26 protein-coding genes and 1 other RNA gene are annotated in these 25533 nt (G+C 30.9%); 7 read left to right on the top strand and 20 right to left on the bottom strand.

Features of this window, described 5'->3' with window-relative positions; all coding sequences use genetic code 11:
- Nucleotides 1-56: 56 nt before the first annotated feature.
- From B6S12_RS06630 to B6S12_RS06660, 7 genes are read right to left on the bottom strand one after another with little or no spacing between them, the layout of a single operon-like run.
- A complete protein-coding gene (locus B6S12_RS06630) occupies nucleotides 57-236 on the bottom strand; it encodes a hypothetical protein (protein ID WP_111230016.1) in 180 nt (59 codons plus the stop codon).
- Nucleotides 237-247: 11 nt separating this feature from the next.
- Nucleotides 248-1153: a type VI secretion system baseplate subunit TssG gene (locus B6S12_RS06635; RefSeq protein WP_111230017.1), complete on the bottom strand. Its 906-nt coding sequence runs from the start codon at nucleotides 1151-1153 to the stop codon at nucleotides 248-250.
- Nucleotides 1150-2877 (bottom strand): type VI secretion system baseplate subunit TssF, encoded by a 1728-nt coding sequence (gene tssF, locus B6S12_RS06640; protein WP_111230018.1) that lies wholly within the window; start codon nucleotides 2875-2877, stop codon nucleotides 1150-1152. Before tssF ends, B6S12_RS06635 begins: the two co-directional genes overlap by 4 nt.
- On the bottom strand, nucleotides 2877-3269 hold the full coding sequence (locus B6S12_RS06645; RefSeq protein WP_111230019.1) for a GPW/gp25 family protein: 393 nt from the start codon (nucleotides 3267-3269) through the stop codon (nucleotides 2877-2879). Before B6S12_RS06645 ends, tssF begins: the two co-directional genes overlap by 1 nt.
- Nucleotides 3269-4723: a type VI secretion system contractile sheath large subunit gene (tssC, locus tag B6S12_RS06650; protein WP_111230020.1), complete on the bottom strand. Its 1455-nt coding sequence runs from the start codon at nucleotides 4721-4723 to the stop codon at nucleotides 3269-3271. Before tssC ends, B6S12_RS06645 begins: the two co-directional genes overlap by 1 nt.
- A 3-nt stretch (nucleotides 4724-4726) precedes the next feature.
- Nucleotides 4727-5212: a type VI secretion system contractile sheath small subunit gene (gene tssB / locus B6S12_RS06655; protein ID WP_111230021.1), complete on the bottom strand. Its 486-nt coding sequence runs from the start codon at nucleotides 5210-5212 to the stop codon at nucleotides 4727-4729.
- Between the two features lie 48 nt (nucleotides 5213-5260).
- The gene (locus tag B6S12_RS06660; protein WP_111230022.1) at nucleotides 5261-6553 is read right to left on the bottom strand and encodes a type VI secretion system domain-containing protein; all 1293 of its coding nucleotides are present in this window, start codon (nucleotides 6551-6553) and stop codon (nucleotides 5261-5263) included.
- A gap of 119 nt (nucleotides 6554-6672) precedes the next feature.
- Between B6S12_RS06660 and tssJ the strand changes: the two genes are divergently transcribed.
- The 4 genes from tssJ to B6S12_RS06680 all read left to right on the top strand — a co-directional run bounded on the left by tssJ (nucleotide 6673) and on the right by B6S12_RS06680 (nucleotide 10318).
- Complete coding sequence (tssJ, locus tag B6S12_RS06665; RefSeq protein WP_181450983.1) at nucleotides 6673-7119, top strand: type VI secretion system lipoprotein TssJ; 447 nt, start codon at nucleotides 6673-6675, stop codon at nucleotides 7117-7119.
- Nucleotides 7120-7146: 27 nt separating this feature from the next.
- Nucleotides 7147-8541, top strand: a complete 1395-nt coding sequence (gene tssK / locus B6S12_RS06670) for a type VI secretion system baseplate subunit TssK (protein WP_111230023.1) — start codon at nucleotides 7147-7149, stop codon at nucleotides 8539-8541.
- Complete coding sequence (gene icmH / locus B6S12_RS06675; RefSeq protein ID WP_245892573.1) at nucleotides 8541-9341, top strand: type IVB secretion system protein IcmH/DotU; 801 nt, start codon at nucleotides 8541-8543, stop codon at nucleotides 9339-9341. Before tssK ends, icmH begins: the two co-directional genes overlap by 1 nt.
- A 761-nt stretch (nucleotides 9342-10102) precedes the next feature.
- A complete protein-coding gene (locus tag B6S12_RS06680; protein ID WP_111230024.1) occupies nucleotides 10103-10318 on the top strand; it encodes a hypothetical protein in 216 nt (71 codons plus the stop codon).
- Here B6S12_RS06680 and B6S12_RS06685 read toward each other — a convergent pair.
- Genes B6S12_RS06685 through hypD form a run of 11 tightly spaced genes read right to left on the bottom strand, consistent with a single transcriptional unit; the run spans nucleotide 10315 to nucleotide 18447 of the window.
- The gene (locus B6S12_RS06685) at nucleotides 10315-11643 is read right to left on the bottom strand and encodes an MATE family efflux transporter (protein WP_181450985.1); all 1329 of its coding nucleotides are present in this window, start codon (nucleotides 11641-11643) and stop codon (nucleotides 10315-10317) included. The two genes, B6S12_RS06680 and B6S12_RS06685, sit on opposite strands and share 4 nt — an antisense overlap.
- Before the next feature lies 1 nt (nucleotide 11644).
- Nucleotides 11645-12190 carry a class I SAM-dependent methyltransferase gene (locus tag B6S12_RS06690; RefSeq protein WP_111230026.1) on the bottom strand — a complete coding sequence of 182 codons (546 nt, stop codon included), beginning with the start codon at nucleotides 12188-12190 and terminating at the stop codon, nucleotides 11645-11647.
- The gene (locus B6S12_RS06695) at nucleotides 12183-13052 is read right to left on the bottom strand and encodes a carbon-nitrogen hydrolase (protein ID WP_181450987.1); all 870 of its coding nucleotides are present in this window, start codon (nucleotides 13050-13052) and stop codon (nucleotides 12183-12185) included. The genes B6S12_RS06690 and B6S12_RS06695 overlap by 8 nt, the downstream gene beginning before the upstream one ends.
- Before the next feature lie 8 nt (nucleotides 13053-13060).
- On the bottom strand, nucleotides 13061-13216 hold the full coding sequence (locus B6S12_RS11090; RefSeq protein WP_181450986.1) for a hypothetical protein: 156 nt from the start codon (nucleotides 13214-13216) through the stop codon (nucleotides 13061-13063).
- Nucleotides 13213-13902: a tRNA threonylcarbamoyladenosine dehydratase gene (locus tag B6S12_RS06700; RefSeq protein ID WP_111230028.1), complete on the bottom strand. Its 690-nt coding sequence runs from the start codon at nucleotides 13900-13902 to the stop codon at nucleotides 13213-13215. Before B6S12_RS06700 ends, B6S12_RS11090 begins: the two co-directional genes overlap by 4 nt.
- Nucleotides 13887-14669 carry a 5'/3'-nucleotidase SurE gene (surE, locus tag B6S12_RS06705; RefSeq protein ID WP_111230029.1) on the bottom strand — a complete coding sequence of 261 codons (783 nt, stop codon included), beginning with the start codon at nucleotides 14667-14669 and terminating at the stop codon, nucleotides 13887-13889. Before surE ends, B6S12_RS06700 begins: the two co-directional genes overlap by 16 nt.
- Before the next feature lie 12 nt (nucleotides 14670-14681).
- Nucleotides 14682-15539, bottom strand: a complete 858-nt coding sequence (locus B6S12_RS06710) for a polyprenyl synthetase family protein (protein WP_111230030.1) — start codon at nucleotides 15537-15539, stop codon at nucleotides 14682-14684.
- Nucleotides 15539-16597: a DUF7488 domain-containing protein gene (locus B6S12_RS06715; protein ID WP_111230031.1), complete on the bottom strand. Its 1059-nt coding sequence runs from the start codon at nucleotides 16595-16597 to the stop codon at nucleotides 15539-15541. The genes B6S12_RS06710 and B6S12_RS06715 overlap by 1 nt, the downstream gene beginning before the upstream one ends.
- Nucleotides 16598-16918, bottom strand: coding sequence for a YbaB/EbfC family nucleoid-associated protein (locus tag B6S12_RS06720; protein ID WP_111230032.1), 321 nt, complete (start codon nucleotides 16916-16918; stop codon nucleotides 16598-16600).
- The gene (panD, locus tag B6S12_RS06725) at nucleotides 16911-17279 is read right to left on the bottom strand and encodes an aspartate 1-decarboxylase (RefSeq protein WP_111230033.1); all 369 of its coding nucleotides are present in this window, start codon (nucleotides 17277-17279) and stop codon (nucleotides 16911-16913) included. The genes B6S12_RS06720 and panD overlap by 8 nt, the downstream gene beginning before the upstream one ends.
- A gap of 55 nt (nucleotides 17280-17334) precedes the next feature.
- Nucleotides 17335-18447 carry a hydrogenase formation protein HypD gene (gene hypD / locus B6S12_RS06730; RefSeq protein WP_111230034.1) on the bottom strand — a complete coding sequence of 371 codons (1113 nt, stop codon included), beginning with the start codon at nucleotides 18445-18447 and terminating at the stop codon, nucleotides 17335-17337.
- A 79-nt stretch (nucleotides 18448-18526) separates the two neighbouring features.
- Here hypD and B6S12_RS06735 point away from each other — a divergent pair, with 79 nt between their 5' ends.
- Together B6S12_RS06735 and moaC are read left to right on the top strand one after the other, a co-directional pair.
- Nucleotides 18527-20548, top strand: coding sequence for an STT3 domain-containing protein (locus B6S12_RS06735; RefSeq protein ID WP_111230035.1), 2022 nt, complete (start codon nucleotides 18527-18529; stop codon nucleotides 20546-20548).
- Between the two features lie 8 nt (nucleotides 20549-20556).
- Nucleotides 20557-21030: a cyclic pyranopterin monophosphate synthase MoaC gene (moaC, locus tag B6S12_RS06740; protein WP_111230036.1), complete on the top strand. Its 474-nt coding sequence runs from the start codon at nucleotides 20557-20559 to the stop codon at nucleotides 21028-21030.
- A 73-nt stretch (nucleotides 21031-21103) separates the two neighbouring features.
- Here the strand turns inward: moaC and hypE are convergent, their stop codons facing one another.
- Both hypE and rnpB read right to left on the bottom strand, forming a co-directional pair.
- Complete coding sequence (gene hypE / locus B6S12_RS06745; RefSeq protein ID WP_111230037.1) at nucleotides 21104-22117, bottom strand: hydrogenase expression/formation protein HypE; 1014 nt, start codon at nucleotides 22115-22117, stop codon at nucleotides 21104-21106.
- A 30-nt stretch (nucleotides 22118-22147) separates the two neighbouring features.
- Nucleotides 22148-22463, bottom strand: an RNA gene (rnpB, locus tag B6S12_RS06750) — RNase P RNA component class A.
- Nucleotides 22464-22566: 103 nt separating this feature from the next.
- On the opposite strand from rnpB, the gene B6S12_RS06755 reads away from it, so the two are divergent.
- Nucleotides 22567-25017: a hypothetical protein gene (locus tag B6S12_RS06755; protein WP_111230038.1), complete on the top strand. Its 2451-nt coding sequence runs from the start codon at nucleotides 22567-22569 to the stop codon at nucleotides 25015-25017.
- Nucleotides 25018-25533 lie beyond the last annotated feature (516 nt).

The following is a 25533-nucleotide window of genomic DNA, read 5'->3' on the forward strand; positions in this document are numbered from 1 at the left end:
AATAAGAAATGTAAATTAAGATAATAATTATCAAAGAGATAAAGAGCTTTCGTTGACTATTTAGCTTCATGGGAGCTTTTTAAACCATCTATTTGTTGAAAAAATAGCTCTATATCTGTAAGTTGTTCTTGCACTCCTTCTATGCAAATAGATTTTTGCTCTTCTAATAGGGTTATATTTTCTTCTGTCAAATTAAAATGATTTGCAACAATCTTTTTTAAATCTGCCTCATTCATAAAAATACCTTTTACTCACAGAGTTTAATTTTCATAAGATGAAAATTCTTTTTGGGTTTACCTAGTAGTTTTCCCCAGCCTAGTTTTGCAGTGCTTTGATCTCCTAGTATAAAATGTAGTTTTTGGCTATAGTTTATTTTTATGTATAAATCTATGCAAAATTCATTGTTTGTAAGAAATGCAATGCTATTTTTTAAATCTATATGTTTTTGTTTTTTAGGGAGATATTCTATGGCTTCTTGGTATTCAATATTGTGGATAAGAATTGCTATTTTGTTTTGATGGGAGAGGAACTTTTTACCAAGAATGAAGTTGTTCCCTATGATATGGTTTTTAATGCCTAATTTGTTTTGTTGTGATTTTGCAATTAATATTCTATGGGGGATATTTTCCAAGATTGAAAGTCTATTGTGAAGATTAAAATTGCTTTGTAAAACTTTTTCTATATAATATTTGGGACGCCTAAGGCTTAGTAGAAGAGGGGAGAATGGCAGATATTTTTTGGCTATGCTTGTATCTGTAAGTCCAAGCATAGAAAAAAGAATTTTTGAGATAGTGTCTTTAAAGTCCTCTTGAAAGGATCTTGGATAGCCCTTTAAGTTATTTGTTTCAAAGAAAATCCATAAAATAAAATGGTTAAAAAAATCAAAAAATAATGTCCAGCCCTCGTTATTGTCTTCATTGCGTGATAGTTTGTCAAGCATATAGGAGGGCAAATGGGAATTAATGCCATGTAAGCCCATAAAATTAACAATTATTTGGACTAAAAATTCTTTTTGGTGGGGATTGATTTTTATTTCTTCAATTTCTTTGTTGGGGTGTTTTAGTTTTTTATTGCTTCTTAAAAAAATATCCTTTTTATCGTATTCTTTTAGAAGTTTTTTTAAAAGTTTGTAAAAAGAATAGTTTGTATTCATAGAATAGGTTTTTTGCCAAAGGAAGTTGGGTAATAAAGAGTTTCTTTGGAATCTAAACATTTGATTTTTAACTCACAAAAAGAATTAATACTGGCAAAGGAGGCAAGAAAATTAGAAATTACAAGCCCTAGCTTATAAACCTCTCCTAGAGAATAGAATTTAGAATCTTTAAGATATATAGTTGTAAGTGTTCCTTTTTTGGTTATGAATTCATCTACTAAATAAGTGCTATTACCTTGTATATCTACAATAGCTTCTTTTAAGAGCTGATAGACTTCCATATTTTCCTTATCATCTAAAAAACTATAACTTTCAAGCACACTAAAAAAGGAGGTTTTATTAAGCATAGTCTGGTAGTTAAAAGATAGCATAGACACAAGCTTCCACAAGAGGTTTCCATCTGTATTGTATTTTCTCATAGGGCTTGGATTTTTAATATTTTTTGTAACTACATCTTTGAAGTCACAAATTTGAATATCTCCTAATTTTAAGGAAAGGGGAAGATTTTTATTACAGCATAATGTTTCTATGGTTATGGTTTCTGCTTGATTGTTGGTGGAAAAAAATGAGATTTCTTTAAAGGTTTCCCCTTTTGAATTTGTTTGATTGGAAATAGAATAAAATTCGTTTTTATTTTCATTTAAAAACTCAAAACGCTCAAAATTATCATAGCTTTTTAGCATTCTTCTGCCTGTGTCGCTATTGTGTGCTTTGACTTGTAATACATTGACTATCTCATAAGCTTCAGGTTGGTTTCTATCGATAAAAATTCTATGTCCATTTTGATTGTGGTGGTTTATTATGGGTTCTGCACTTTTTGGAAAGATATTAATAATAGGTGTTACACCAAGAGAAAACAATTCTTTTCTTAAAATACAATTTTTTGGTAAGTGCTTATCAAATTTAAATTCTATGCTGAAATTTCTGCCTAAACATTCTTTTAAAACTTCTAAACCGTTAATGGATATAAAATTAAATTTTTCTGGGAGAAAAAAATACTCCCTCAAAAGCGCGAAAGCTTCAAATCCTAGTTCGTTATAAGAAAGTGTGCTTTCATTAGGTAAAAGTCCTAGAGGCTTAATATTATAAATGCTTAGCTTGAATTCTTCATTGGTATCTAATGAAATGATTTTTAATTCTCTTAAGTAAAGGTGGATGTATAAAAGTAAGGTGCTTGAAGTATAAACATCTTCTCCTAAGTAAATATTTAATTGTGTAAGGTCAAGCTCACTAATATTAAAATCTTTATTTGTGTGGATTTTTAAATTTAAATTTAAGGTTTGGTATTGTTTTTTGCTGCTAAGAAATACATTTTCAATCTCCAAAGGATATAAAAATACATCATAGACAGTCTTAAAGATACATTCGCATTTATTGACAGGAAGCGATTTTATATAGCTTCCTTTGGGTATTAAGATGTGTTTTTCCTTGCTATTTTCATCTATTTGGAATTCTTGCATAGATAAAGAAGGTAAAGCATTTGTGTAATTTGGTGAAATAATATTAATCAGTGATTGGGCGATATAGGGAATATTTTGATCGAGTTCTTGATGAATTTTTGCAGTTAAGATAGCTAAGTTTTCAATCATTCTTTCCACATCGGGATCTTTACTATTGTGTGATAAAAAGGGGGCTAATTTCGGGTATTTTTGAATAAAGAGTTCCCTTGTTTCATAAAGGTAAGTGAGTTCTTTTTGGAAATAAAAAATATCATCTTTATTCATTAAATAACCTCACAATATCTATTGCTTTTAAAAATAATCTCTAAATTAAATTCTTGAAATTTATCATTATGCAAAAAGCATTGTAACATAAAATTAAGATGCCAAGGGCTTAATGTATTGTCAAAACTTATAGAAGCTATTTGAATGCGTGGTTCGTATTTCTCAATAATGGAGGCAATTTCTTTAGCCATTGTATTGCATAAGTCACTAGAGTTTAGATTAAGCTCTGCTAAGCTAGAAATATTAATATCCTTTAAAGTAAGGCAATCGTCTAGCTTAGCATTTAATAAAAGACAAATATTGTCTTTTATATCTTTATAAATATTTTCATAATAAGGAACACTTTGATATTGGTTATCAAGTGAGAATATAACCTTATCTAATAAAGACATTATTCTTTATCAAGCTTACCAACAAGTGAAAGTTCAAAGTTACCACCCATATATTTAAAATGAGGGCGGACACTAAGCCCAATTTTATACCAACCAGCCTCGCCTGGAATACTTTCTACTTCAACTTTAGCACCTCTAAAAGGTCTTCTGCTTCTTACTTCAGCAGGCGGGTTTTCTTGATCAGAAATATATTGTCTAACCCATGTATTTAGCCCATTTTCAACATCACTTCTTTCTTTCCAGCTACCAATTTCTTCTCTTTGCAATACCTTAAGATAATGTGCAAGTCTTGAGATTAAAAACAAATAGGGCAATTGTGTGCCTAAGCGGTAATTTAGCTCTGCTTCTTTTCCTTCAGGAGTATTTGGGAATATTTTTGGCTTTAGTGCGGAATTAGCAGAGAAGAAAGCAGCATTGTTTGTATCTCTTCTAAGTGTTAGTGTGATGAAGCCTTCTTCTGCAAGCTCATATTCTCTTCTGTCGCTAATTAAAACTTCTGTTGGGATTTTTGATTGCATAGTTCCAAAACTTTCATAAAGATAAGTTGGCAAATCTTTTACGGTTCCACCACTTTTTGGCCCTATAATATTGCCACACCATCTATAATTAGCAAAGCTTTCTGTAAGTCTAGTAGCAAAAGCAAAGGCAGAATTGCCCCATAATAGATGATTGTGTGAAGCATGAACATCTTCTTTGTAGTTAAAAGATTTAATAGGATTTTCAATAGGATCATAAGGGCTTCTTGTTAAAAATCTTGTTACCATTAATCCAGCATATTTAGCATCTTCGTTCTCTCTAAAAGTTCTCCATCTTGTATATTGAGGACCTTCTAGCATACCTTTTAAATCTTGAATTCCAGCAAGTTCTGAATAATCTTCTAAACCAAAAAATTTAGGACTACAAGAGGTTAAAAAAGGAGCATGACTCATAGCGGCAATACTTGACATTTTGTTTAAAAAAGTTATATCAGGGCTTGCAGCTGTGATTTGATAATCCCCAATAATAGCTCCAACAGGTTCTCCCCCAAATTGTCCATATTCTGCAGAATAAATATTTTTATAAATTGTGCTTTGTGTTATATCAGGATTATTTTCAAAATCTTCTAAAATTTCTTCTTTAGTTACATTTAAAAGATTAATTTTAATGTTTTCATTGAAATCTGTGCGACTTACTAAAAAATGTAAGCCCCTCCAAGTTGATTCTAGTTTTTGTAAATTTTCATTGTGTAAAATTTCATCCATTTGCTTAGAGATTACATCGTCTATGTGGGCTATCATTTCATCTAAGGCAAATTTATTAATCTTATCTTCTACATTATCGCTTTTTACAATTTGTGAGATAAATTCAGCCACACCACGCTTAGCAATGCTATAGCTTTCATCGCTGGTAGCATATTTGCTCTTCTCCATAATGCTTTCAATAATGGGGGTATTTATGGTTTTTTCTTTTGACATGCTTTATTCTCCCTCTTCTTGTTTGATTTCTAAAAGTAGTTTTTCTCTAGTTTCTTTGTTTTGGAGTGCCTCTAAAACTGCTTTTCTAAAATTTGGGATATTTCCCATTGGGCCTTTTAATGCCATAAGGGCTTCTCGTAGCTGTAAAAGTTTTTTAAGCTCTGGAACTTGTTTGGCAATATTATCAGGAGAAAAATCTTTGATGCTAGAGATTTTGAGATTCACTTCTAGTTCTTCTGCATCATTGCTTAGAGTATTTTTGACAGTGAAGTTGGTATTGATATTTAGTTTTTCCATTACTTGATTAAAGTTAAGTTTATTGATATTTAATACCTCTCGTTCTTCAAGGGGTTGTTCGCTAACACCGCTAGTAAGATTGGATAAAACCATAAGTTTTAAAGGTAGCTCTATTTCACTAACCTGTCCATTTGTTCTTGCTTTATAGGTTATGTTGATACGCTCTTTTGGAGATTTGGAACCATCTGACATTTGTTAAACCCTCTCTTTATAAAGTAAAGTAAATTTTGGCAGTATAAACTAAAAATTATTAATTTTTCCTTGAATAAATAAATAATATTCCTCTAAGTAATCTTTTAGAAATGTATTTTCAAGCTTTTCTTTTAAAAGTAAATAGAGAATATTAGCATTTTGTTTCATTTCTTTTTCTTCAAAAATTTGAGCCATTTCAATGAGTGAATGAATATTTGAAAACAAAGTGTTATTAGAATTTTCTTTATTAATTTTCAAAAAGGCTTCTTCAAAGTTCTTGGGGGTTGTGTGGGGTTTTTGTTCTGGAGAATCTTGTTGTAAATTTAAATTATCATATTTTGTGAAGTAATGATATGTAGAAATACTACACAATAAATCTCCATTTTCAAATTTTAATTTTGTGATTTCAGGAAATTTATTTAGAAAGTTGCTTACAAAAATTTTAAATATTTTATAGATATTTTCTCTTTTTTGCTTATTTAAAAGTTCACAAAAGAGTTGTAATCCTTCAAACCAAAATGGGTTTAAGATTAAATTTGTTATGAAATTTTGGATTTGCTCAAAATCACTAGAAGTCTCTTTGGGATTTTGCAATAAATTAATAAGTGTGTTATTAGGATATCTTATTTGTGTAATATTATCTTGATGAGAGGGGAGTTTTTTAATCCTTCCCCACATTGCTTCAAAAAAGAATGTATAAGCATTAAGATTGTTTAAATCATTTTCTAATAAAGTAAGGCTAAGATTTGAATAAAGTTCTCTATATTTTCTATCATCTAAAGTGGTTAGATTATTAAAATCAAGAGAATTGATAGAAATGCTTGTGCTTTTATTGTGTGTTGTGTGTTGTTGGGATAATGTTTGTGTTGGAGTTTGTGGTGTCTTTAGGGGTGTAAAATTATAATCAATAATATTGGATAGTTCTGTAAGTGATTGATTGATTGTTTCTGAAGTGTTGGGTAAAATAAGCAGTTCCAAACGATTGGCTTCTAGAGTAAAAGTTGAAATAATATTCTTAAGTTTTATTTTTAAATTATTCAAATTTTTATTTTCAAGTGGATGTGGATTATTTTGTAAAAAATCTTTTAAGAAAATTAATAAATTTGATATCTCATCAAAACAATGGGTTTTATTAAGATTGAGACAGGCTAAAATGAAATAATGACAAGCTTTTGTATCTAATGCGGTGTTTTTTAAAATATCAAGAGAATTGTTATAAACAATATCCCAATTGATTTTTTCATGATTTAAAGTTTTATACTTTGACATTTCATCTTCTAAAAGGTTAAATTCTTCTAGGTTGGATAAATCTTGGAATAGATTGTTGGAAAAAAGCACCATTAATTCTCCATAAATTTTAAACTTTAGTATTTATTAAAAATTAAAAAAAAATTATGATATACTATACATAAAATAAGACTTAAAACAATGTTTTTAATCTCTAAAGTAAGGGGTAGTTTGTGAAATATATAAATATATTGCTTTTGGTAATTGCTTGTTTGTTTGTCGCTTGTTCTAGTAAGGTTGATGTTCAAATTAGTAATCAAGAAAATTCAAATTTGAATAATAGGCTTGATGATGTGCCTTTGACCCTTATTGTTTATCAATTAAAAGATATTAAAAAGTTTGAAAAAGCAAGTGATATTGATTTATTTACAAGGGAAGATGGAGTTTTAGGGAAGGATAAAATAGATTCTATTAAAATGCAAATTGCTCCAAAAGATAATCTAATAGCGGTAAATATTGAAGATGAAGAAGTTCCTTATATTGGTATTTTGGTATTGTTTGCAAATAGTGGCAAAAAGATAACAAAAATATGGGCTAAAACAAGTGAAGCTACTGGATTTTGGTTGGGTTCTAAGAAGTTAGAATTCAAAATCACAAAAGATGGAATTAGCAAAAATTAAATTAAAGTTATTTTCAAGGTAGAGAGTATGGCAGATAAATTAAAAGTTGCTTGGCATGATGGCTTAAATGTGAGTTCTATTCATTTTGAACAGCAAGAGAGATTTCTTCAAAGGGTGATTGAGAGTAAAACTACAGAGCTTTTTGGTAATTTGTATGGTATTAGCTCAATGGAGTTTTCTAAAGAGATGTTAATGCAAGGTAAAATTGCATTGACTAATATTGCAGGAATAGCACAAGATGGAAGTGTTTTTGAAGCTCCTAATCAAGATCTTTTGCCAGAACCTTTGGAGATAAATTATGAAACTTTAGCAAACTCTATTATTACATTAAAAATTCCTTTGGGAGCTACAACTATTGCGGATATTGCCTTGAGAAATAATTTACCCAATACCAAATATATTGCTTTAAGAAGTTTAATGGCTTCAAGAAATTATGATGATGAAAATAATGAAACTTTAAGAATGGTTAATGAAGAAGAAGAAAATGGCGATATCGCATTTACTCAAGAAAAGATAAGTTTAACTCTTGCAAGTTTGCGGTTGAGATTAGGGATTTTAAATAGTGCTACGCCTGATGAGCTTGAAATACCTATTGCTAGAATTAAAAGCATTGATGCAAACAAGAAAATAGCTTTAGATGAAGAATTTATCCCTACATGTTTAAATATAGCTAAGGTTCCTGTGATTAAATCTTTTTTAGAAGAAAGTATTTATTCTATTAAACAGCATAAGAATATTTTGACAGATATTTTTAAAGGAATTGATCAAACTAAAAATACATTGGATTTTAGCACCTATATTTCGCTAAATCTTATGAAGAAATGGTATTTAATATTTTCTCATTTGATTAATAAGGATAAAATGCATCCTGAGTATTTGTATGAAAAGTTTATAGAATTCCAAGGGGAACTTGGGGCTTTTGGCGATGAGGATACATTTTTAGATTTCATTAAATACAATCATAGTAATCTTAATGAGACTTTTTTGCCATTAATGAATAATATTAGAGTATTATTTTCTAGAATTACTTCTCCAAAATACACGATGGCTAAACTTATTAACTCTCAAAATGGTTTTTATGATTTCTTGTTTGATAATCCTAGTATTTTAGAAGAAGGAGAGATTTACTTGGCTGTTAATGCAGATGTAAATCATGAATATTTATTGCAAAATTTTAAAACGCAAAGTAAAGTGCATACGCAAAGCAGAATTAAAGAGATAGTTGCAACACAGCTTAAGGGCTTAAATTTAGAGCAAATTTCAAACATACCTAGTGCTATCCCTTACTTAAGTGGATATGTTTATTATAGATTTGACAAACGAGATGATGTGTTTATGAGTTTTAAAGGAGAAAGCACAATAAGTATCTACATTACCAATAATATTAAAAATCCAGATATTAAAATATGGGCGGTATTTTAATGGAAGAAAAAGAAATAGAGATACAAAAACAAAATGATACTCAACCAAGTTTGTTGTTGCAAAGTGGTTTTAATGGGCTTTTGAATAATAAAGTTTTAGATTTTAGTTTAGAGCTTCTTTTATTGTCTTATAGACTTTCTAGGATTGATATTGTAGAAACAAGTAAGATAGAAGCAATTAAAGAGAAGATGATTAATGATGTTTTGTCTATTAGTTCTAAGCTTAGCACTTATAAGGAATATGAGGATAGAGATATAGTAAAGTGGCGTTATTGTTTGTGTGTGTTTTTGGATGAAATTATTATGAAAAATGAGTTGTTTATGAATAGTTCATGGGCAAATAGCACATTAACTGTGAGACTTTTTGATGAAACATTAGGAGGGGACAATTTTTATGATATTGCACTATCTTGGTTGAGTAATCCTGCTAAAAATAGAGATTTTTTAGAATTTATTTATGCTTGCCTGATATTAGGATATAAGGGAAAATATTCAGAGAGCAAAGATGTTAAAGAAAGAATATCTTTGTTATGTGAGAATATTGCATCTGCAATTACTCCTCTTTTAAATACTGATGAAAATATTGCTTTTTCTAAAGCTTATCATCTTGATTTTGGAGAGACATTTTGGAATAAAATTAAGAGAATGTATTTAAAAAGAATGTTTGTTGTTTTGCCAATTTTAATAATATTGGGAGTTTTTGCTTATTTGATATTGGATTTAGAAACAAACAATATAAGAGTGCAAAAGAAAATTGATCAATTCATTGAAGATTTTAGAGGAGATATTCCAAAGATGTAATAATATCTAACGAATTTATTGTGGAATGAAATTATTATTTTGATAAGACAAAAGTATAATAATCTAATGTGTCTAGGATTGCTTTTTTTAGAGCGTTTTTAAATCTTTTTAAAAGTATTTAAAATATCTTATAATAAAATAGTGATTTACGGGAGTAAATTTACAAATTTTTCTAATTTAAAAGCAAAGCTAAAATTAAAGATTTAGATGGCATATCAAGCAGACAATTACCTATTTGTAGTCTTAAGTATTTTTTATTTTAGTGGTTATGGTGCGTATCATTTGAGATTATATAGGTTTGTAAATGAAAATTGTTGATACAATAAATTAATTGATATCTTTGAGCTTGAAGAAACCGCTTATGCTTTTTGGGGTTTAATAAAGATAAAATTTCTACTAAGTTAAAAATTTTATAAATATAATTTATATTTATAACAATATTCTTTGCAGTTATTTTTTAGTATCGTTGTTGAAAGGTGTGTATTTGTTTTTTTATGATTAATTCTATAGTATTTCATTAAAAACAAGTTGTATATTTTATTAAATCAGTGCATAGAAAATATAAAAGAGTTTTTAAATAAGGCTTGAAAGTGGTTGATTTTTTATCAAAGCCTTTTTAGAATTGGAACTTATTATGAAAACCAAAAATACGAGTTATTTTATGGAATTTTTTAAGGTTTTTAAAGTTTTGTTTATAAATTAATGTGGTTTTATGATAAAATAATTGACTTTCCCCTATAATCCTATAAAAAGGAAAAAATATGGCAACTTTACAAGGTTTTATTATAACATTAATTATTATTGCGGTTGTTTCTTTGATTGTGATGATTTTAACAATCGTTTCTGTGGTTAAAAGCGGTGATAAATTAACTTCTTTTGAAAAAAAGATACTTATTTTTGTAGCATTTATATTGTGTGCAGGTGCGTTGGGTCTTTATATTGTTTCTAATATGGAGCTTTTTAGGGCACTTTTTTAAACCTTATGGTGTCGCCATTTGCACTTTCTAAAAATCCTCCAATAAACAAAGGCGCGCAAAAAAGTTTCTAAACTAATACAAATATAAATATAAATAACAGGATATTGAAGTTTTGCGATAAAATAACAAGGAATTACTCTTAAACCCCAAATCATAATGGCATTGGTAATGAGGGTGATTTTTGTAATCCCAGCTCCTCTTAAAGCGCCATCAAGAATAAAAATAAAAGCAAGTGGAATTTGAGAAAGCCCAAGAGGAATAAGATAACTTGCACTTGCTAGTGCAATTTGTGAATCTTTATTAAAAATGCTAGAAATAGGATAGGCAAAAGAACTCATTAAAATTCCCATAATTCCCATGAAGAATCCACCTAAAAGCAAGGTGTTTTGAATACTATATTTGGCCTCTAGAGGTTTTTTAGCGCCTAGATTTTGCCCCATAAGAGCCATAGCAGCAATCATAAATCCAAAACCAGGCATAAAAGCAAAACCTTCAATGCGTGTAGCAATTTGGTAGCCTGCAAGATCTGTAGAACCATAAAGAGCTACAAACTTTGTCATAAGCAAAATGGAAATTAAAGTAAAAAAACGCTCACAACCCGAAGGAAGACCAACAATAAAAGCTCTTTTAATATAATCAAAATTGATTTGATTTCCTATAGAAATAGGAGATTTTTTTAAAAATAAAAGGCACATAAAGAGTGCTAAAGTTTCTAGAAAATTTACAATAAGGGTGGAGAGGGCAGCACCTACTAAGCCAAGTTGTGGGAAAAATAAAAAGCCAAAAATGAAACTGTATTTTAAGCCTACATTTAAAAAAGTAATAAAAATTTTTATAATAAAAGGAATTTTAGTGTAGGCTGCAGCAGAAAATGCAGAAATGCTTACTTGTTTAATAAGTAAAAGAGGTATGCTAAAAAGAATAATGCTTAAATAAATATCGCCCAATTCTTTAGCTTCTTTAGAGATGCCAATCCAAGTAAAAAAAGTATCATAAAACAAAAAGGCTAAAAGAGTGGTGGGAATTGCAATTAACAAAGAAGCAAAACTTAAGCTAGAAACTACGATACTTGCTTGTTTTTTGTCTCCAAAACCTATAAATCTTGCTACAAGTGCGCTATTGCCTACAAAGACAATTGTTGTGATTGCAAAAATTAACATCATATAATTAAGGCTAACACCTACTGCTACTACAAATGCTTCTCCAAGCTTTCCAATTAGCAATAAATCAATGGAAATATTAATCACATCTAAAAGGGAATTTAAGCCAGAAGGGGTAGCAATATTTAAGATTTTTTTAGATCTTTTAAGAGAGAAAAATCTCATTTTATTTCTTTTTGGCAACTAATTGTGCGATTTTGGAATGCGTTTTTTCTTGAACTTCTTGTTCATTATAAAATAAAATTTCAAGATTACAAAAGGCATCTAATAATTCATTGGGTTGTAAAAAATAATGCGGATTTGAAGAGGGATTGCTTAATAAAGGATTGTAGAGAAAAGTTTCAAAAATTAATATCCCATCTTGTTTTAACCCCTCATAAATACCCCTAAAAAGATTTCTTTGTAAAAAATAGCTATTACAAATGAGGTGATAAGAGTTTTTAGAAATTTTAAAATCATCTAAATCTTTACAGAAAGTGTGGATATTGGGTTCTTTCTCTAAGTTTTTTAAAGCAATGATTGAAATATCTATGCTATCTACAATAAAGCCATAATCACGCATAAAAAGAGAGTTTCTCCCTAGACCACAAGCAATGTCTAAAGCTTTACCAATATGAGCTTTTTGGATAAAAATCTTCAAAAGCTCTAAAGGGGGATTTAGTGTGCTAGATTGAGTGTATTTTTCATCCCATTTTATTTTATCGCTAATCATCAAAACGCTTTAGAAGACTTTCATAGCATTCAATGCGTCTATCACGCAAGAAAGGCCATATTCTTCTTACTTCCTCGCTTCTTTGCTTGTCCCAAGTGAAATATAAAATTTCATCTTCTTGGATGCTAGCTTGTGCTAAAAGTTCTCCTTGTGCTCCAAAAGCAAAGCTAGAACCCCAAAAATCAATACCTTTTAAAACTTTAGATTTATCTTCTTCAAAACCAGTGCGATTGATAGCGACGACAGGAATTCCATTGGCAACTGCATGACCTCTTTGCACGGCAATCCAAGCCTCTCTTTGTCTTTGTTTTTCATCTTCTGGATCTTCTTTGAACCAACCAATAGCAGTAGGATAAATCAAAATCTCTGCACCTCTTAATGCCATAAGTCTAGCAGCTTCAGGATACCATTGATCCCAACATACTAGAACACCAAGTTTGCCAAGGCTTGTAGAGATTGGATGAAAACCTAAATCTCCAGGGGTGAAATAAAATTTTTCATAAAAGCCTGGATCGTCTGGAATATGCATTTTTCTATAAGTTCCTGCAACGCTCCCATCTCTTTCAAATACTACAGAGGTATTGTGGTATAAACCACTTGTGCGTCGCTCAAACAAAGAAGTAACAAGCACAATTTGGCATTCTTTGGCAATTTGACTAAAAAACTCACAATCTTTTTTAAAATCCAACGCATAATCAAAAAAATCTACATTTTCGCTTTGACAAAAATATTCGCTGGCGTGAAGTTCTTGCAAGCAAATAAGTTTTGCTTTTTTAGAGGCTTCTTTGATTAGAGAGCGTGTATATTCTAGCGTATCTTTTTTGTTGCCTTTAAAAGAGTGCTGTAAAAGTGCTACTTCTATTGTCATTTTTAATAATCCTCTCCTTCATAATCTCCATCATTGTTTTCGTAGTCGTCTTCATCATAAAGATATTTATCGCTATCTTCATAATCTTTATCAAATCCATCAAATTCTTCATCTTCAAATTCTTCCATATCTTCTTCATAAGCTTTTGTAAAAATCATTTATTCTCCTTTAAAATATGTGAAATTGCCTCACTTGCTAGCCTTAAGCCAAAACTTCCTGTAACTGCACTAAAGCTACCAAGTTCTTTGCATTTTGGAATCTCTGGGCTAAAAATCACCTTAAAATCACCTCTAAAATTTTGTTTTTTTAAACCTTCACGGAATTTTCTTGCAAATTTATCTCCATAGCTTTTCCAAATGTTTGCACATCTAATTTCACCTGGATCTAGCTTTTTGGCACTTCCAGTTGATGAGAGCAAAAGAGGTGCATTTTTTATTTTTGGCTTATTTGCTATTTTTAAAGCTAAGGAAATTTTGGTAGGAATATCATCAATAGCATCTAAAACCACATCATAAGAGCTAAAATCAAATTCTTCAATATCTTGTGGGCTAAAGCGTTTAGCAATATAATTGATGTTGGGATACATTTTGGCTAGAACTTCTACCTTTTTTTCTCCTAAGCCTTCAAAAGAACCAATTTGGCGGTTTTGGTTTGTAATATCAAAACAATCTCCATCTACAATGCAAATTTTACCCACCCCACTACGATAAAGACAATCTAGTGCAAAGCTTCCTACTCCACCTACGCCAAAAAGCAAAACACTTGCATTTTGTAACTTTGTAAATCCTTCTTCCTTGAAGAGTAAAAGTGTTCTTGCAAAGCGTGTGCTCATTTTTCTATCCATTCTTGTAAAGGTTTTATGCGTTCTCTTGCTGTAAAATCAAGAGTAATGGGAGTAATTGAAACATAGTTTTGAATGATGGCTGTAAAATCTGAAGTTTCTTGCGTTGCTCTCTCATCCCAAGCTAGTGGATGCAAACCTAGCCAATAATATTCCTCGCCTCGTGGGTTTCTGTGTAAGTGTGCATCGTTTCCATACATTCTAATGCCAAGCTCTGTGATTTTATAGCCTTTACATTCTTGTTTGCTTATTTGTGGAATATTGATATTTAAAAATTCCCTTTTTTGCAAGGGAAAATCACCCTCTAAAATTTTTTTGGCAATTTTATAAATTGTATCTTTAGCGAGTTCATAATCAAAGCCAAAATCTATTTTATCTTTTAAAACTTGTGAAATGGCAATAGAGGGAATATCGTGTAAAACTCCTTCCATAGCACCACTTGCCGTTCCAGAGTAGCTAACATCTTCCCCCATATTAGAACCAATATTAATCCCACTTACAATTAAATCAGGAAGTGAATTTTCTTCATAAAGAGCATGCAAGGAGAGATAGATACAATCTGTGGGTGTTCCATCTTCTAATTTATAAAAATCATCATCAATTTTAATAAATCTTAAAGGGCGTGTGAGCGTCATACCATGTCCGCAAGCTGATTTTTCACTTGCGGGAGCTACTATGGTAACATGTCCTAGTGGGCTTAGAGCTTCTTTTAAAGCTAAAAGTCCGCTAGATTGGTAGCCATCATCGTTTGTGATTAGGATTCTTTTCATAAATATACCTTTTTAAATAAAATATTTTTGTAAAAGAGTTTCTAAAATATCTTTAGTTTCTTTGTTGAAGAAATTAAGCTGGTTTTTGATTTGTTCTTGATGATTTTGCAATTCTACTCTTGCACCTTTTAAGCCAAGTAGATTAACATAGCTATTTTTAAGTTTATCATTTTGAGTATCTTTACCAGCTTCTATACTGCTTTGTGTGGCATCAATAATATCATCACGGATTTGAAAAAATAAGCCAAGCTTTAATCCAAGCTCATAAAGTAAGGTAAGATCTTGCTTATTAAAGCTACATATAATTCCACCCATCTGTAAAGAAGTTGCAATAAGTTTTGCGGTTTTGTTTAGATGAATGATTTGAAGTTTTTCAATGGGTAAAGTGTGATTTTCAAAATGGCAATCTAGTGCTTGTCCTAAAACCATACCAAAAACTCCTCCATTATAACTTAAGGATTTTATAAGTTTTGTTTTGATTTTGGGTTTAAATTTTGAGGTAGAGAGCAAGTAAAAGCTGTGTGTATTTAGTGCATCTCCTATTAAAATGGCTCCTGCTTCATCATATTTTGTGTGTAGGGTTTTGGCACCTCTTCTTAGATTGGCATTATCCATACTTGGAAGATCATCATGGATTAGAGAATAGGTGTGTAAAACTTCTAGAGCTAGAGCGGGCACAAAAGATTTTTTAAGAAGCTTAGGAGCATTTGCATAAACAATGCTTAAAAGCAACTTTGGACGAAATCTTTTGCCTCCATTTAACACCATTTCCCACAAAGCTTGTTCGTAGTAGGGGTGAAAAGAGGGGATTTTGGGTGCATTTTCAATGAGGTAATTTTCAAAATTTTCAAAGACTTTTTGAAGTTTCATTAGTTTTCCTCATTTACAAGAATAAAAAATTGAAAATCATTTCTTGAGATTAACCATTTTTGTGGTTTTGAGGCAAACTCCCCTAGAAGATGGATAATATTATCCATTCCATTGGGGACTTCTTTTTGATTGATTCTTAAAACTTTATCACCTACTTTTAAGCGTTCAAAACCATTTTGTGCAAAATTGGAAACTGAAGTGATAGTAAAATCTGGTGTGATACTAATTCCAATACGCCCTAAAAAATCTTCTTTTAAGAGCATACCTCCGCGTCTTTTATCCACTAAAGCCATAATTTCTAAAGTTGCTCCTTCTCTTTTGATTTTAATAGGAACTTGTGAGCCTTGTTTTAAATCAAAAACTACTCTATCAAAACTTTGGGTATTTGGGATAGCTTCATTATTGATGGTAAGAATAATATCACCATATTGGAAAGGATTTTTTGGAAAAAAAGGATCAATCACGCTCACCTCTACAAAATCCTCTTGATTTTGTTTAACTCTAATGCCAATATCGCCATAATAAATTTCTTTAGAGTTTAAAAAACGCTCCAAATATTTTTTGTCAATAAATTTCCCTTCTCCTATGCCAATCCCATAAACATTATCACAAATTGTGCTAATAAGACTATTTTTGAAAGTGGGGACATTTAAAGTAGCATAAGAACGCGGACTTTGCATAAAACTTTGGAATTTTCCGCTTACATTATCTTTAGGGGTTATGCTTGCCATTTCTTCTTCTAAAACTGCATTGCTAATAGGAAGTAATTTGATAGGCTTAAGATTGCTTTTGGATTCTAAAAGATACATTCCTAAAAAAGGATCATGTTTTAAAATTTTATAGCCTTTTGGGGTTTCATTTGGAGAATACATAAAAAGCTTAGACTTTATGGGAATGGTTTTATTTAAGTCCTTTTCATAAAGGGGGGCAATAGCAATTCCATAGCTCTTATTAATAGGTTCTAAAGAATCTTTAGCTTTTAAGGAACAAGCACTAAAATCATAGCCAAATACAAATAATGAAGTAGCAAGGGAAGATAAAAGAATTTTTTTTAACATTTAAAGTCCTTTTAGGGGAAAATCACCAAAATTACCAAGGTTGCCTAACATATCCATAGCCATTCCTTTGCGATTGCTCTCTACGCTTTTATAAACATCATTGATTGCACTCATAAGCAAAATTTGCATAGATTCTTTATCTTCTAAAAGACTATCATCAATGCTAATATCAATGATTTCTCCTTCTCCATTAGCGCTCACACTAATAAGTCCTCCACCACTCTTAGCTGTGATTATTTTTTGTTTGTTTTCCTCTTGTGCTTCTTTAAGTTTTTCTTGTAAGTTGCCTAGCGTTTTTGCCAAATCTTGTGTGTTAAACATTTTTTAAGTCCTTTTTGATATGGATAATCTCATTATTCTCATCTACTAAAACAACAGTGGGAGAATAGCTTTCTAGTTCTTCTTTAGAGTATTGTGCATAAGCAATTACGATAATTTTATCACCCACTTGCACCTTTCTTGCAGCAGCACCATTTAAACACATATCACCTTTTTTGCCTTCTATTACATATGTAGAAAAGCGTTCTCCATTGTTGATATTTACAATATCTACTTGCTGCCCTTCATAAAGTTTTGCAGCTTCTAGCAACTCTTTATCAATAGTGATAGAACCTACATAATTTAAATTTGCATCGCTTACAGATGCTCTGTGAATCTTGCTATAAAGCATATTGAATTTCAAAAGATTGCCTTTTTGTGAATTTTTAGAATTTTAGCATATCTTATCCTAAAAAGCTTTAAAAATTAAAATCTCCATATTTATAGTAAGCAGCACATGCTCCTTCACTGCTTACCATACAGCTTCCAAGAGGGTTTTGTGGATTGCAAGCTTTTTTGAAAAGTTTGCAATCATAGGGTTTTTTAGCACCTTTTAATATCTCGCCACAAATACAAAGCTTATGATCATCTTTTGGCGTATCTTCTAGGACATCTTTATAGATTTTTAGTGCATCAAAAGAGGCAAATTCATCTTTTAATTTTAAAGAAGAGTGTGGAATCTCTCCTAAACCTCTCCAAGTAAAGCTATCTTCTAATGTAAAATAGCGTTCTACTAATTCTTGTGCTTTTAGATTGCCTTCTTGGGTTACGCTTCTTGCATATTGGATTTCTACTTTTGGTGTATTAGAGATTACTTGCTGTAAAATAGAAATTAAGCTTTCTCCTACATCTACAGGCTCAAATCCGCATACAACTACAGGAATTTTGTATTTTTCTACAAAGGGCGTATAGATTTTAGCACCACTAATCACACTTACATGTGAAGGAGCTAAAAGAGCGTTGATTTTATTATCTTTAGAACTTAAAACTGCATGCAGAGGTGGTGGAACAAGCACATGATTAATTGCAAAAAAGAAGTTTTTTAAATTCAATTTAATTACGCTTTCTAATAAGGCAGCACTCATAGGAGTGGTGGTTTCAAATCCTATTGCAAAATAAACAATTTTTTTGTTTGGGTTGTTTTGTGCGATTTTTAGCGCATCTAATGGGGAATATACAAAAGAGATATTTAAACCTTCTGCGCGTGCTTTTTGTAAAGAACCATGGCTTCCTGGAACTTTTATCATATCTCCTAAAGTTACCAAAATCACATCTTTTTGTTCTGCTATTTTTCTAGCATAGTCTATTCTACTTTTTGGCATAATACAAACTGGACAGCCTGGTCCATGCACAAATTCAATATTATTGGGCAAGAGTTGTGGAAGTGCGTATTTCATAATTGTATGCGTGTGTCCCCCACAAACTTCCATAATTTTTAGAGGATAGGGGAGTTTAGCAGAGAGTTTGCAAATAGCTTTAAAGAGTTCTTGGATTTTAGAACTATCTCTATAAATATCAATATAAGGATTCATTGTCTTTCTTTATGTTAAATTTACGATTGAGGAATTTTAACAAAAAAAGCTAAAAAGGCTTTAAATCACAAGAGGTTCTATGCAAAAAACGCAAATAAAATTTTTATTTTTAATGATGTTGGTGTATTTTTTAAGCATAGCGGTGCGGTTTATCTATCTTTATAATATGCAAGAGGAGGTAAGCACTTTTGCTAAAGATAGCTTTATTTTAAATAATCATGATGGATATTTTTATGCGGAGGGAGCTAGAGATTTATTAGAAGGGGTGAAAAATACAAGTCAGTCTCCAACACATGAGATTTTATCTCATCTAAGTGCAATTTTAACTTTGTTTTTGCCCTTTAATTTAGAGCAGATTATTTTCTTTATGAGTGGTATTTTTGGAAGTTTAGTAGTATTTTTTCTTATGCTATTAAGTAAGAACTTAGGTGTGCTTAGTAGTATAGTTTGTGGGATTTTTGGTGCAATGACTACTAGCTATTATAACCGCACGATTTTTGGCTATTATGATACAGATATGTTGATTTTGCCTCTTGCATTAGCTATCTTTACTTTAATTTATTTTGCTTTTGAAACTTCTAGCAAAATCAATCTTTTAAGTAATTTATTGTTAATTTGTTTTGCTTTGGAATATTATCCTTCTTTGCGTTATGTTTTAATAGGATATTTTTTGGTTTTTACCCTTTGTCTTGTGTTTTATAAAAGAGTCTATTTGGTGTTTTATGCGTTTTTTATGGGAATAGTTTTGCTATTAAGTATTTTTAAGCCACCTTTTTATTGGATATTTTTACTTATTGCTATATTTTTAGGGCTTGTTTTGAAAGAAGAAATTTTTAAAAAAAGAGAATGGATTTTTTATGCGTTTGCTTTATTTTTTATAATGTTTGTAGGTTTAAAGCTTGGAGGAAATATCTTAGATAATGCCTATATAAGCAAAGTGGATAATGTTGGCGGGGAATTAAAATATTATAATGCAATCAATACAATTTATGAAGTCTCTAAGATTAGTTTTAATGAATTTGTATATCGGGTTAGTGGAGGATATTTTGCATTTTTGTGTGGAATTTTAGGGATTATTTGGTTGCTTTTGAAAGATTTTCGTTTTGTAATGAGTTTGCCTTTGTTAATCTTGGGAGTTTTTGCGTTGATAGGGGGAATGCGTTATACCTTTTATGCTGTGCCTATTTTTGCACTAGGTGTGGGGGCATTTTTGAGTTTTATTTTAGAAAAAATCAAAGATTTAAAGATAAGGTTTCTTATTTTTATTCCTCTTGCATTTTTACTATTAATAAATAGTTTTCAGCATATTATTAACTATTCTTATCCTTTTGCTTTTATGCAAAGGGAGATTGATGTGCTTAAAAATATTCCATATACTAAAGGAGATTATGCGGTTGCTTGGTGGGATTATGGTTATCCTATTCGTTATTTTAGTAAATTAGAAACCTTTGTGGATGGGGGCAAAAATACTGGCAAAGATAACTATCCTATTAGCTTTATTTTTCTTAGTGAAGATGAGGAAGTGAGTGCTAAAATTTCAAAAATGCTACTTAATGGTGTAGATTTTAACCGCTTTTTAGAAGAAAATAAACTCTATACATACAATCAAGTCATAAAAGCTTTGAAAACACAAAAAATAACTTCACAAAATACAAGAAAATTATATCTTATCGTGCCTTTAAGAATGTTAGAAATTATTCAGGTAATTAGGCGTTTTAGTTATATTGATTTAAAAAGTGGCAAGTTAGAAAAAGATAGCTTCTTTCTTCTTAGCACTCCTAAGATTCAAAAAGAGAATTGGTTGGCTTTAAATAACGATATTTTTTTACAAGAAAAAAGCGGTAAGGTAAAAATTAAAAGTTTGGGAATAGAAGTTTTTTTAGAAAAAATCTTCTACCAAAAAGATAAAAGAGAATTGCAAATTTCTAAAGACAGCAAACTTTCAGCGATATTCTTAGAAGATGGCAGAATTGTTTTATGCGATAGTAGATATTTAGAAAGTTTTTATTTTAGAGCGATGTTTTATGAAAATCTTAATGAAGAATACTTTAAACTTACGCTAAAGAATGACAAAATTAAAGTTTATCAATTAAGTTTTTAAGGAGTATTATGCAATTAACGCATTTAGATAACAATAATAATCCCACTATGGTAGATGTATCTCATAAGCAAATTACACAAAGAGAAGCATTAGCAAGAGGAAAAATCACAATGAATAAGGAAGCCTTTTTGGCAATCATTAATAATGCAGTTAAAAAAGGTCCAGTTTTGCAAACAGCAATTATAGCTGCAATTATGGGTTCTAAAAAGACTTCTGAGCTCATTCCTATGTGCCATCCTTTGTTTTTAAGTTCTGTAAAATGCAATGTAATAGAATGCGAGAGCGAAAATTCCTTTATTTTGGAAGTGAGAGTCAAAACAAATTCCCAAACAGGTGTGGAAATGGAAGCACTTATGGGTGTAAATATTGGCTTATTGACAATCTATGATATGGTAAAAGCCATAGATAAAAGTATGGAAATTAGTGAGGTTTATTTGGTGCAAAAAAGTGGCGGAAAAAGTGGAGATTATTTAAAAAAATAAAAATTTAACTTTGAAAGTTAAATAGAGCTCTAGAAGATAAAGAGAGCAAGAATTTGTAGTTTTTAAAGTGGATTTAACAAATTCTAGGTAAAAGTTCTCCACTTGGATAGTCCAAGAAGCGTTTAGCTCCATAAGCAGTTTGCAAAACAACTTTGTTTGGAAGTTCTTTGGTGGTAGCTCCTATGATTTTTGCATTTTTGCCTAAAGTGTGGCTTTGGAGGAGTTTGAGGGCTATTTGTGCATCTTCTTTGTGGATACATAAAACACACATTCCTTCATTAGCTAGATTATAAGCTTCAAATCCTAAAAGTTCGCAAATACCTCTTGTTTGCTGGTTAATAGGCAGATTTTCTTCATAAATACTAATGCCTATTTTAGAGCTATTAGCCCATTCGTTAAGCACGCTTGCTATACCTCCTCTAGTAGCATCACGCAAAGCATAAATTCTTAAATTTTTTTGGAAAAGAGGTTCTAGCATAGGATATAAAAGTGCGCAATCGCTTTGTAAATTGCTTTTTAAATTAATTTCTTCGCGTTTAGAATAAATCACTGCTCCATGGTTTCCAATTTCTCCACTTACCAAAATGCAGGCTTCTTGTGGAATGTTTTTAGCACTAAGATTAAGGGAAGGATAGGCAAATTCTCCTATGGCAGTTGTTGTGATAAAAATTTTATCCAATGTGCCTTTGGGAAGCACTTTTGTATCTGCTGAAATAAGTTTAGCACCACTTTGTTTTAAAGTGTCAGAAAAAGAGATGATAATTTTTTCTAAATCTTGTGTGTTAAGCCCCTCTTCAAGCATAAAAGAAGCACTGATATATTTTGCCTTTGCTCCCATCATTGCTACATCATTGGCACTTCCGCAAATGCTTAATTTTCCTATATCGCCACCTGGGAAGAAGAGAGGAGAGATAGTATAACCATCTGTGCTAATGGCACATTTTCCTTTGTTTATTTCTCCAATGCCTGCATCTTCGCCATCGCTAATTACACAGCCTTCTAAATGTTTATAAAAAAGCTCTGAAATTAACATCTGCGATTCTATGCCTCCATTGCCATGTGCGAGTTCTATTTGTTTTGCGAACATATTTTAGCCTTCAATAAAGATTGGTTTTAATTTTTAGGTGTAGCTGTAAGCCGAGTTCTGTTAAAAGTGGTTATTTATCTTGTTTTTAATTTACATTAAAAATCTAGCAAAGGGCTAAAATTTGAGATTTTACCATGCCCTTTTTGCTGCGGATTGGGCTTGCAATGCGAGTTGTATTGCTACATCTCCGGTGGGCTCTTACTCCACCCTTTCACCCTTACCAAAATTGGCGGTTTGCTTTCTGTTGCGCTTTCCCTTAGATTACTCTAGCCATTCTTTAAATGGAATCCTATCTCAATGCAGCTCGGACTTTCCTCTTTTAAAAAGCAACCACTCACTACACCTAGTTAAAGATTTTAACAAAAAAGCAATAAAATTTAGCTTTTTATCAAAAATAAAAATTGTATTATTTAAGCTAAAAAAGAGTAAAGTAAAATAAAAGGAATTATATGGGAATTTTATTTAAGCAAAGTAGCACAATTTTGACTTTTTCTCTCTTGTTGTATTCTCAAAATATAGAAATGAATAATGTTAATGAAGCCTATAGTGAGGGAAATCCACTAGGGGATTCTAGAAAGTGGTTTTCTATAAAAGAGGGGCAAACTTATAGGGGAAATACTGTAACAATCAATGCAGATTTTAATGGGGGCGTAGCTATTGGAGGGTATTTAGATTATGCAAGTGTGCTAGACAATACTTTAATAGTTAATGGGAAAGTGGATTTAGCTATTGGGGGATTAGGAAAGAATGGAGCTACAGTCAATAGAAATAAAGTAGAGATTAATGGAAGTGCTAAAAATGCAGTAGGTGGATATGGGGAAGAATATGTGCGTAATAACGAAGTAATAGTGTCTAGGGGATCAAGTGTAGAAGAAAATGTGATTGGGGGATATTCTAAAAATTCAAATGCTACATATAATGATGTAGAGATTAAAGGAGAGGCTAAAAATGTCTATGCAGGAGTTGGGTTAGAAGTAGAAGGGAATGGAGCTATCATAAGTGGTAAAGTAGAAAATCTTTATGGAGGTTTTAGTATAAATGGGGAGGCTCTTAATCAATTTGTTTTGATTGAAAGTAGTGGGGAAGTAAAAGAAGAGGCATATTCTGGATATGCTAAATTAGATTCTATTGGGAATTATTTAGAAATTTCAGGCAAAGTAAAAAAGGGTGTGGGCGGATATTCTAAAGAAGCAAATGCTAAGGAAAATAGCGTGCATTTAATAGGGGAGGCTACAAGCTTAATAGGTGGAGAGGGGTTAAATGCTTTTAGCAATTTTGTAACCATTGATGGAATAACACAAAATGCTTATAGTGGAATAGGTAAAGAAGAGGCTCATGGCAATTTTTTAAATCTGCAAAGTGGTAAAATTTTAGGGGAAGCAATAGGGGGTATGGGAAAAGAGGCCAAAGGAAATCAGGTGTTTTTAAGTAGGGGGACAGAGGCACAAAATGTTATTGCAGGTAAAGGTGAGGAGATTGCACAATATAATGAAGTGATTTTAAAAGGAGAAGTAAAAGGAGATGTAATAGGGGGTAGTGCAAAAGAGGCAAATTATAATTTAGTATCTCTCTATGATAATGCAAAAGTGGGGGGTATAGTGTATGGAGGATATGATGCTAAAAATAATAAAGGAATAGATTTACATAATTCTATTTTTGCGAGCGGGAGTGCTAGCGTAGGAGGATTAGAAGGGTTTGATAAGCTATATTTGAATGCCTCTAAACAAAATATCAAAAAAGAGGGAATACCAAGCAGTGAAAATACCTTTATTTTAAAGATTAATGGTAATTTAGATCTTAGCGGTAGAGAATTAATAGTTTCTTCTTTAGGGGTAAATAGTAAGGAGGATATAGCATTAATCTATGCAGAAAATGGGATAAAAGTTGATAAAAATACCCTTATACATGGGAATAAAACTTTTATTTTTGAAACTTGGAAACCCAAAGACAATCAAGAGTTTGAGCATGAGTTGATTAAAGAAGATTTTATCATAACGCAAAGTTTGCAACAAGAGGCTAAAAGTTTTCCTAAAAGTTTTTCAAATAGTTTAATGTTCTTAAGAAATGGAGGGGAAGTAATTTTAAATAATATGCAAGAGTATAGCAAAATCTTAGAGGAAAATGGAGGGATTTTAGCACATATTCAAGGCGGAAAAAATAAAATTGATGGTAGTGAATTTTATGGGACTTATACAAATTTTGGCAAGATTTTTAGTTTGGGAGCAGAAAGCATAGGAGGTTTGTTTTTTGAAAGTGGCTTTGGGCATTTTGATAATCATATAGCGGCCTCTAGAGGACACACAAAAGAACTATATGTAGGAGTAGGGGGCGGAATAAGGCATCAGTTTGAGAATGGCATTTATACGCAAGGTTATGCAAGAGGGGGAGTGATTGAGAGTAAATTTGATAGCTATTATATGCACACAAATGATAGAGTTGCTTTTAAGGAAAGTAATCTTTATGCGGGTTTAGGAATGGCTGTTGGGTATTTGCAAGAAATAAAAGAAGGAATTAGAGCGGATTTTAATTTTTATTCAAGGGCAGATACTATAGAGGGTTTTAGTAGAGAGCTTCAGCATCAAAATAATGATTATTTGGAAGTTAAAAACTCTATGATGTATTCTTTGGGATTTGGAAGTGCTTTAGAATATTTTAAAGAGGATTTTGGTGTAAGTGTGGGAATTGCTTATGAGAGAATATTTAGTGGAGGCATAGAAAGTTCCATTAATGGTTTTGAACTTGAGACTTACAAAAAGAATTTTGATGTCATTAATCCATATCTAGCCTTATGGATAAAACCAAACTATAAAACTCCTCTTAATTTATATATAAGAGGGGACGGATATTTCTGGGATAAAAGGGGAGTGAGCGGAAGCGTTGGGATAAGTTATGGATTTTAAAAGAAAGATGAGGTTGTTTGCTTTTTATATAAAATCAAGTATATAAGCCTTGCAATAAATAATAAAAATATTATTTTTTACTTAAAACTAAATATATTTAATATAAAATTTTATCATTTAAAAAATTAATAATATCAATAAAGGTATTTTTGGGGTTTTTTATGATGAAATTTATACTCCTAATGTGCGGGGGGGGGGGGCATTCTAGCTCTTTATTAACTCTTCTTTATTACTTTAGATACTTTAGAGAGTCTTTCTCTATCATTGCAAAGCTCTTTAAAGTTAAAGCAATCTATTATTCTTTTTTTATCATAAGAAGCTTTAGCAATCAAACAATCTATAAAAGAACAATCTATAACTTTAACTTAAATGATTTCTTTAAACTTTCACAACTTACTAATATAACTCTTATAATAACATTCTTATATCTCTATAAACCACCATACAATCTTTTAATATTTATCTCTTTAATAAAAACAAATAACTCTACTCTTAAATCTAAACCTTTTAATCAAT

Origin of the sequence: Helicobacter valdiviensis, assembly GCF_003245365.1 — a bacterium.
GTDB classification, from domain to species: domain Bacteria; phylum Campylobacterota; class Campylobacteria; order Campylobacterales; family Helicobacteraceae; genus Helicobacter_D; species Helicobacter_D valdiviensis.

Coding starts and splice junctions, on each gene's coding strand:
- B6S12_RS06630 (WP_111230016.1), bottom strand. CDS start 236: ATGAATGAGGCAGATTTAAAAAAGATTGTTGCAAATCATTTTAATTTG.
- B6S12_RS06690 (WP_111230026.1), bottom strand. CDS start 12,190: ATGATTAGCGATAAAATAAAATGGGATGAAAAATACACTCAATCTAGC.
- tssF (WP_111230018.1), bottom strand. CDS start 2,877: ATGAATAAAGATGATATTTTTTATTTCCAAAAAGAACTCACTTACCTT.
- icmH (WP_245892573.1), top strand. CDS start 8,541: ATGGAAGAAAAAGAAATAGAGATACAAAAACAAAATGATACTCAACCA.
- B6S12_RS06685 (WP_181450985.1), bottom strand. CDS start 11,643: ATGAGATTTTTCTCTCTTAAAAGATCTAAAAAAATCTTAAATATTGCT.
- hypE (WP_111230037.1), bottom strand. CDS start 22,117: ATGTTCGCAAAACAAATAGAACTCGCACATGGCAATGGAGGCATAGAA.
- B6S12_RS06700 (WP_111230028.1), bottom strand. CDS start 13,902: ATGGATAGAAAAATGAGCACACGCTTTGCAAGAACACTTTTACTCTTC.
- surE (WP_111230029.1), bottom strand. CDS start 14,669: ATGAAAAGAATCCTAATCACAAACGATGATGGCTACCAATCTAGCGGA.
- tssC (WP_111230020.1), bottom strand. CDS start 4,723: ATGTCAAAAGAAAAAACCATAAATACCCCCATTATTGAAAGCATTATG.
- moaC (WP_111230036.1), top strand. CDS start 20,557: ATGCAATTAACGCATTTAGATAACAATAATAATCCCACTATGGTAGAT.
- B6S12_RS06720 (WP_111230032.1), bottom strand. CDS start 16,918: ATGTTTAACACACAAGATTTGGCAAAAACGCTAGGCAACTTACAAGAA.
- B6S12_RS06755 (WP_111230038.1), top strand. CDS start 22,567: ATGGGAATTTTATTTAAGCAAAGTAGCACAATTTTGACTTTTTCTCTC.
- B6S12_RS06710 (WP_111230030.1), bottom strand. CDS start 15,539: ATGAAACTTCAAAAAGTCTTTGAAAATTTTGAAAATTACCTCATTGAA.
- B6S12_RS06735 (WP_111230035.1), top strand. CDS start 18,527: ATGCAAAAAACGCAAATAAAATTTTTATTTTTAATGATGTTGGTGTAT.
- B6S12_RS06715 (WP_111230031.1), bottom strand. CDS start 16,597: ATGTTAAAAAAAATTCTTTTATCTTCCCTTGCTACTTCATTATTTGTA.
- tssB (WP_111230021.1), bottom strand. CDS start 5,212: ATGTCAGATGGTTCCAAATCTCCAAAAGAGCGTATCAACATAACCTAT.
- B6S12_RS11090 (WP_181450986.1), bottom strand. CDS start 13,216: ATGATTTTTACAAAAGCTTATGAAGAAGATATGGAAGAATTTGAAGAT.
- B6S12_RS06635 (WP_111230017.1), bottom strand. CDS start 1,153: ATGAATACAAACTATTCTTTTTACAAACTTTTAAAAAAACTTCTAAAA.
- tssK (WP_111230023.1), top strand. CDS start 7,147: ATGGCAGATAAATTAAAAGTTGCTTGGCATGATGGCTTAAATGTGAGT.
- hypD (WP_111230034.1), bottom strand. CDS start 18,447: ATGAATCCTTATATTGATATTTATAGAGATAGTTCTAAAATCCAAGAA.
- B6S12_RS06680 (WP_111230024.1), top strand. CDS start 10,103: ATGGCAACTTTACAAGGTTTTATTATAACATTAATTATTATTGCGGTT.
- B6S12_RS06660 (WP_111230022.1), bottom strand. CDS start 6,553: ATGGTGCTTTTTTCCAACAATCTATTCCAAGATTTATCCAACCTAGAA.
- B6S12_RS06645 (WP_111230019.1), bottom strand. CDS start 3,269: ATGTCTTTATTAGATAAGGTTATATTCTCACTTGATAACCAATATCAA.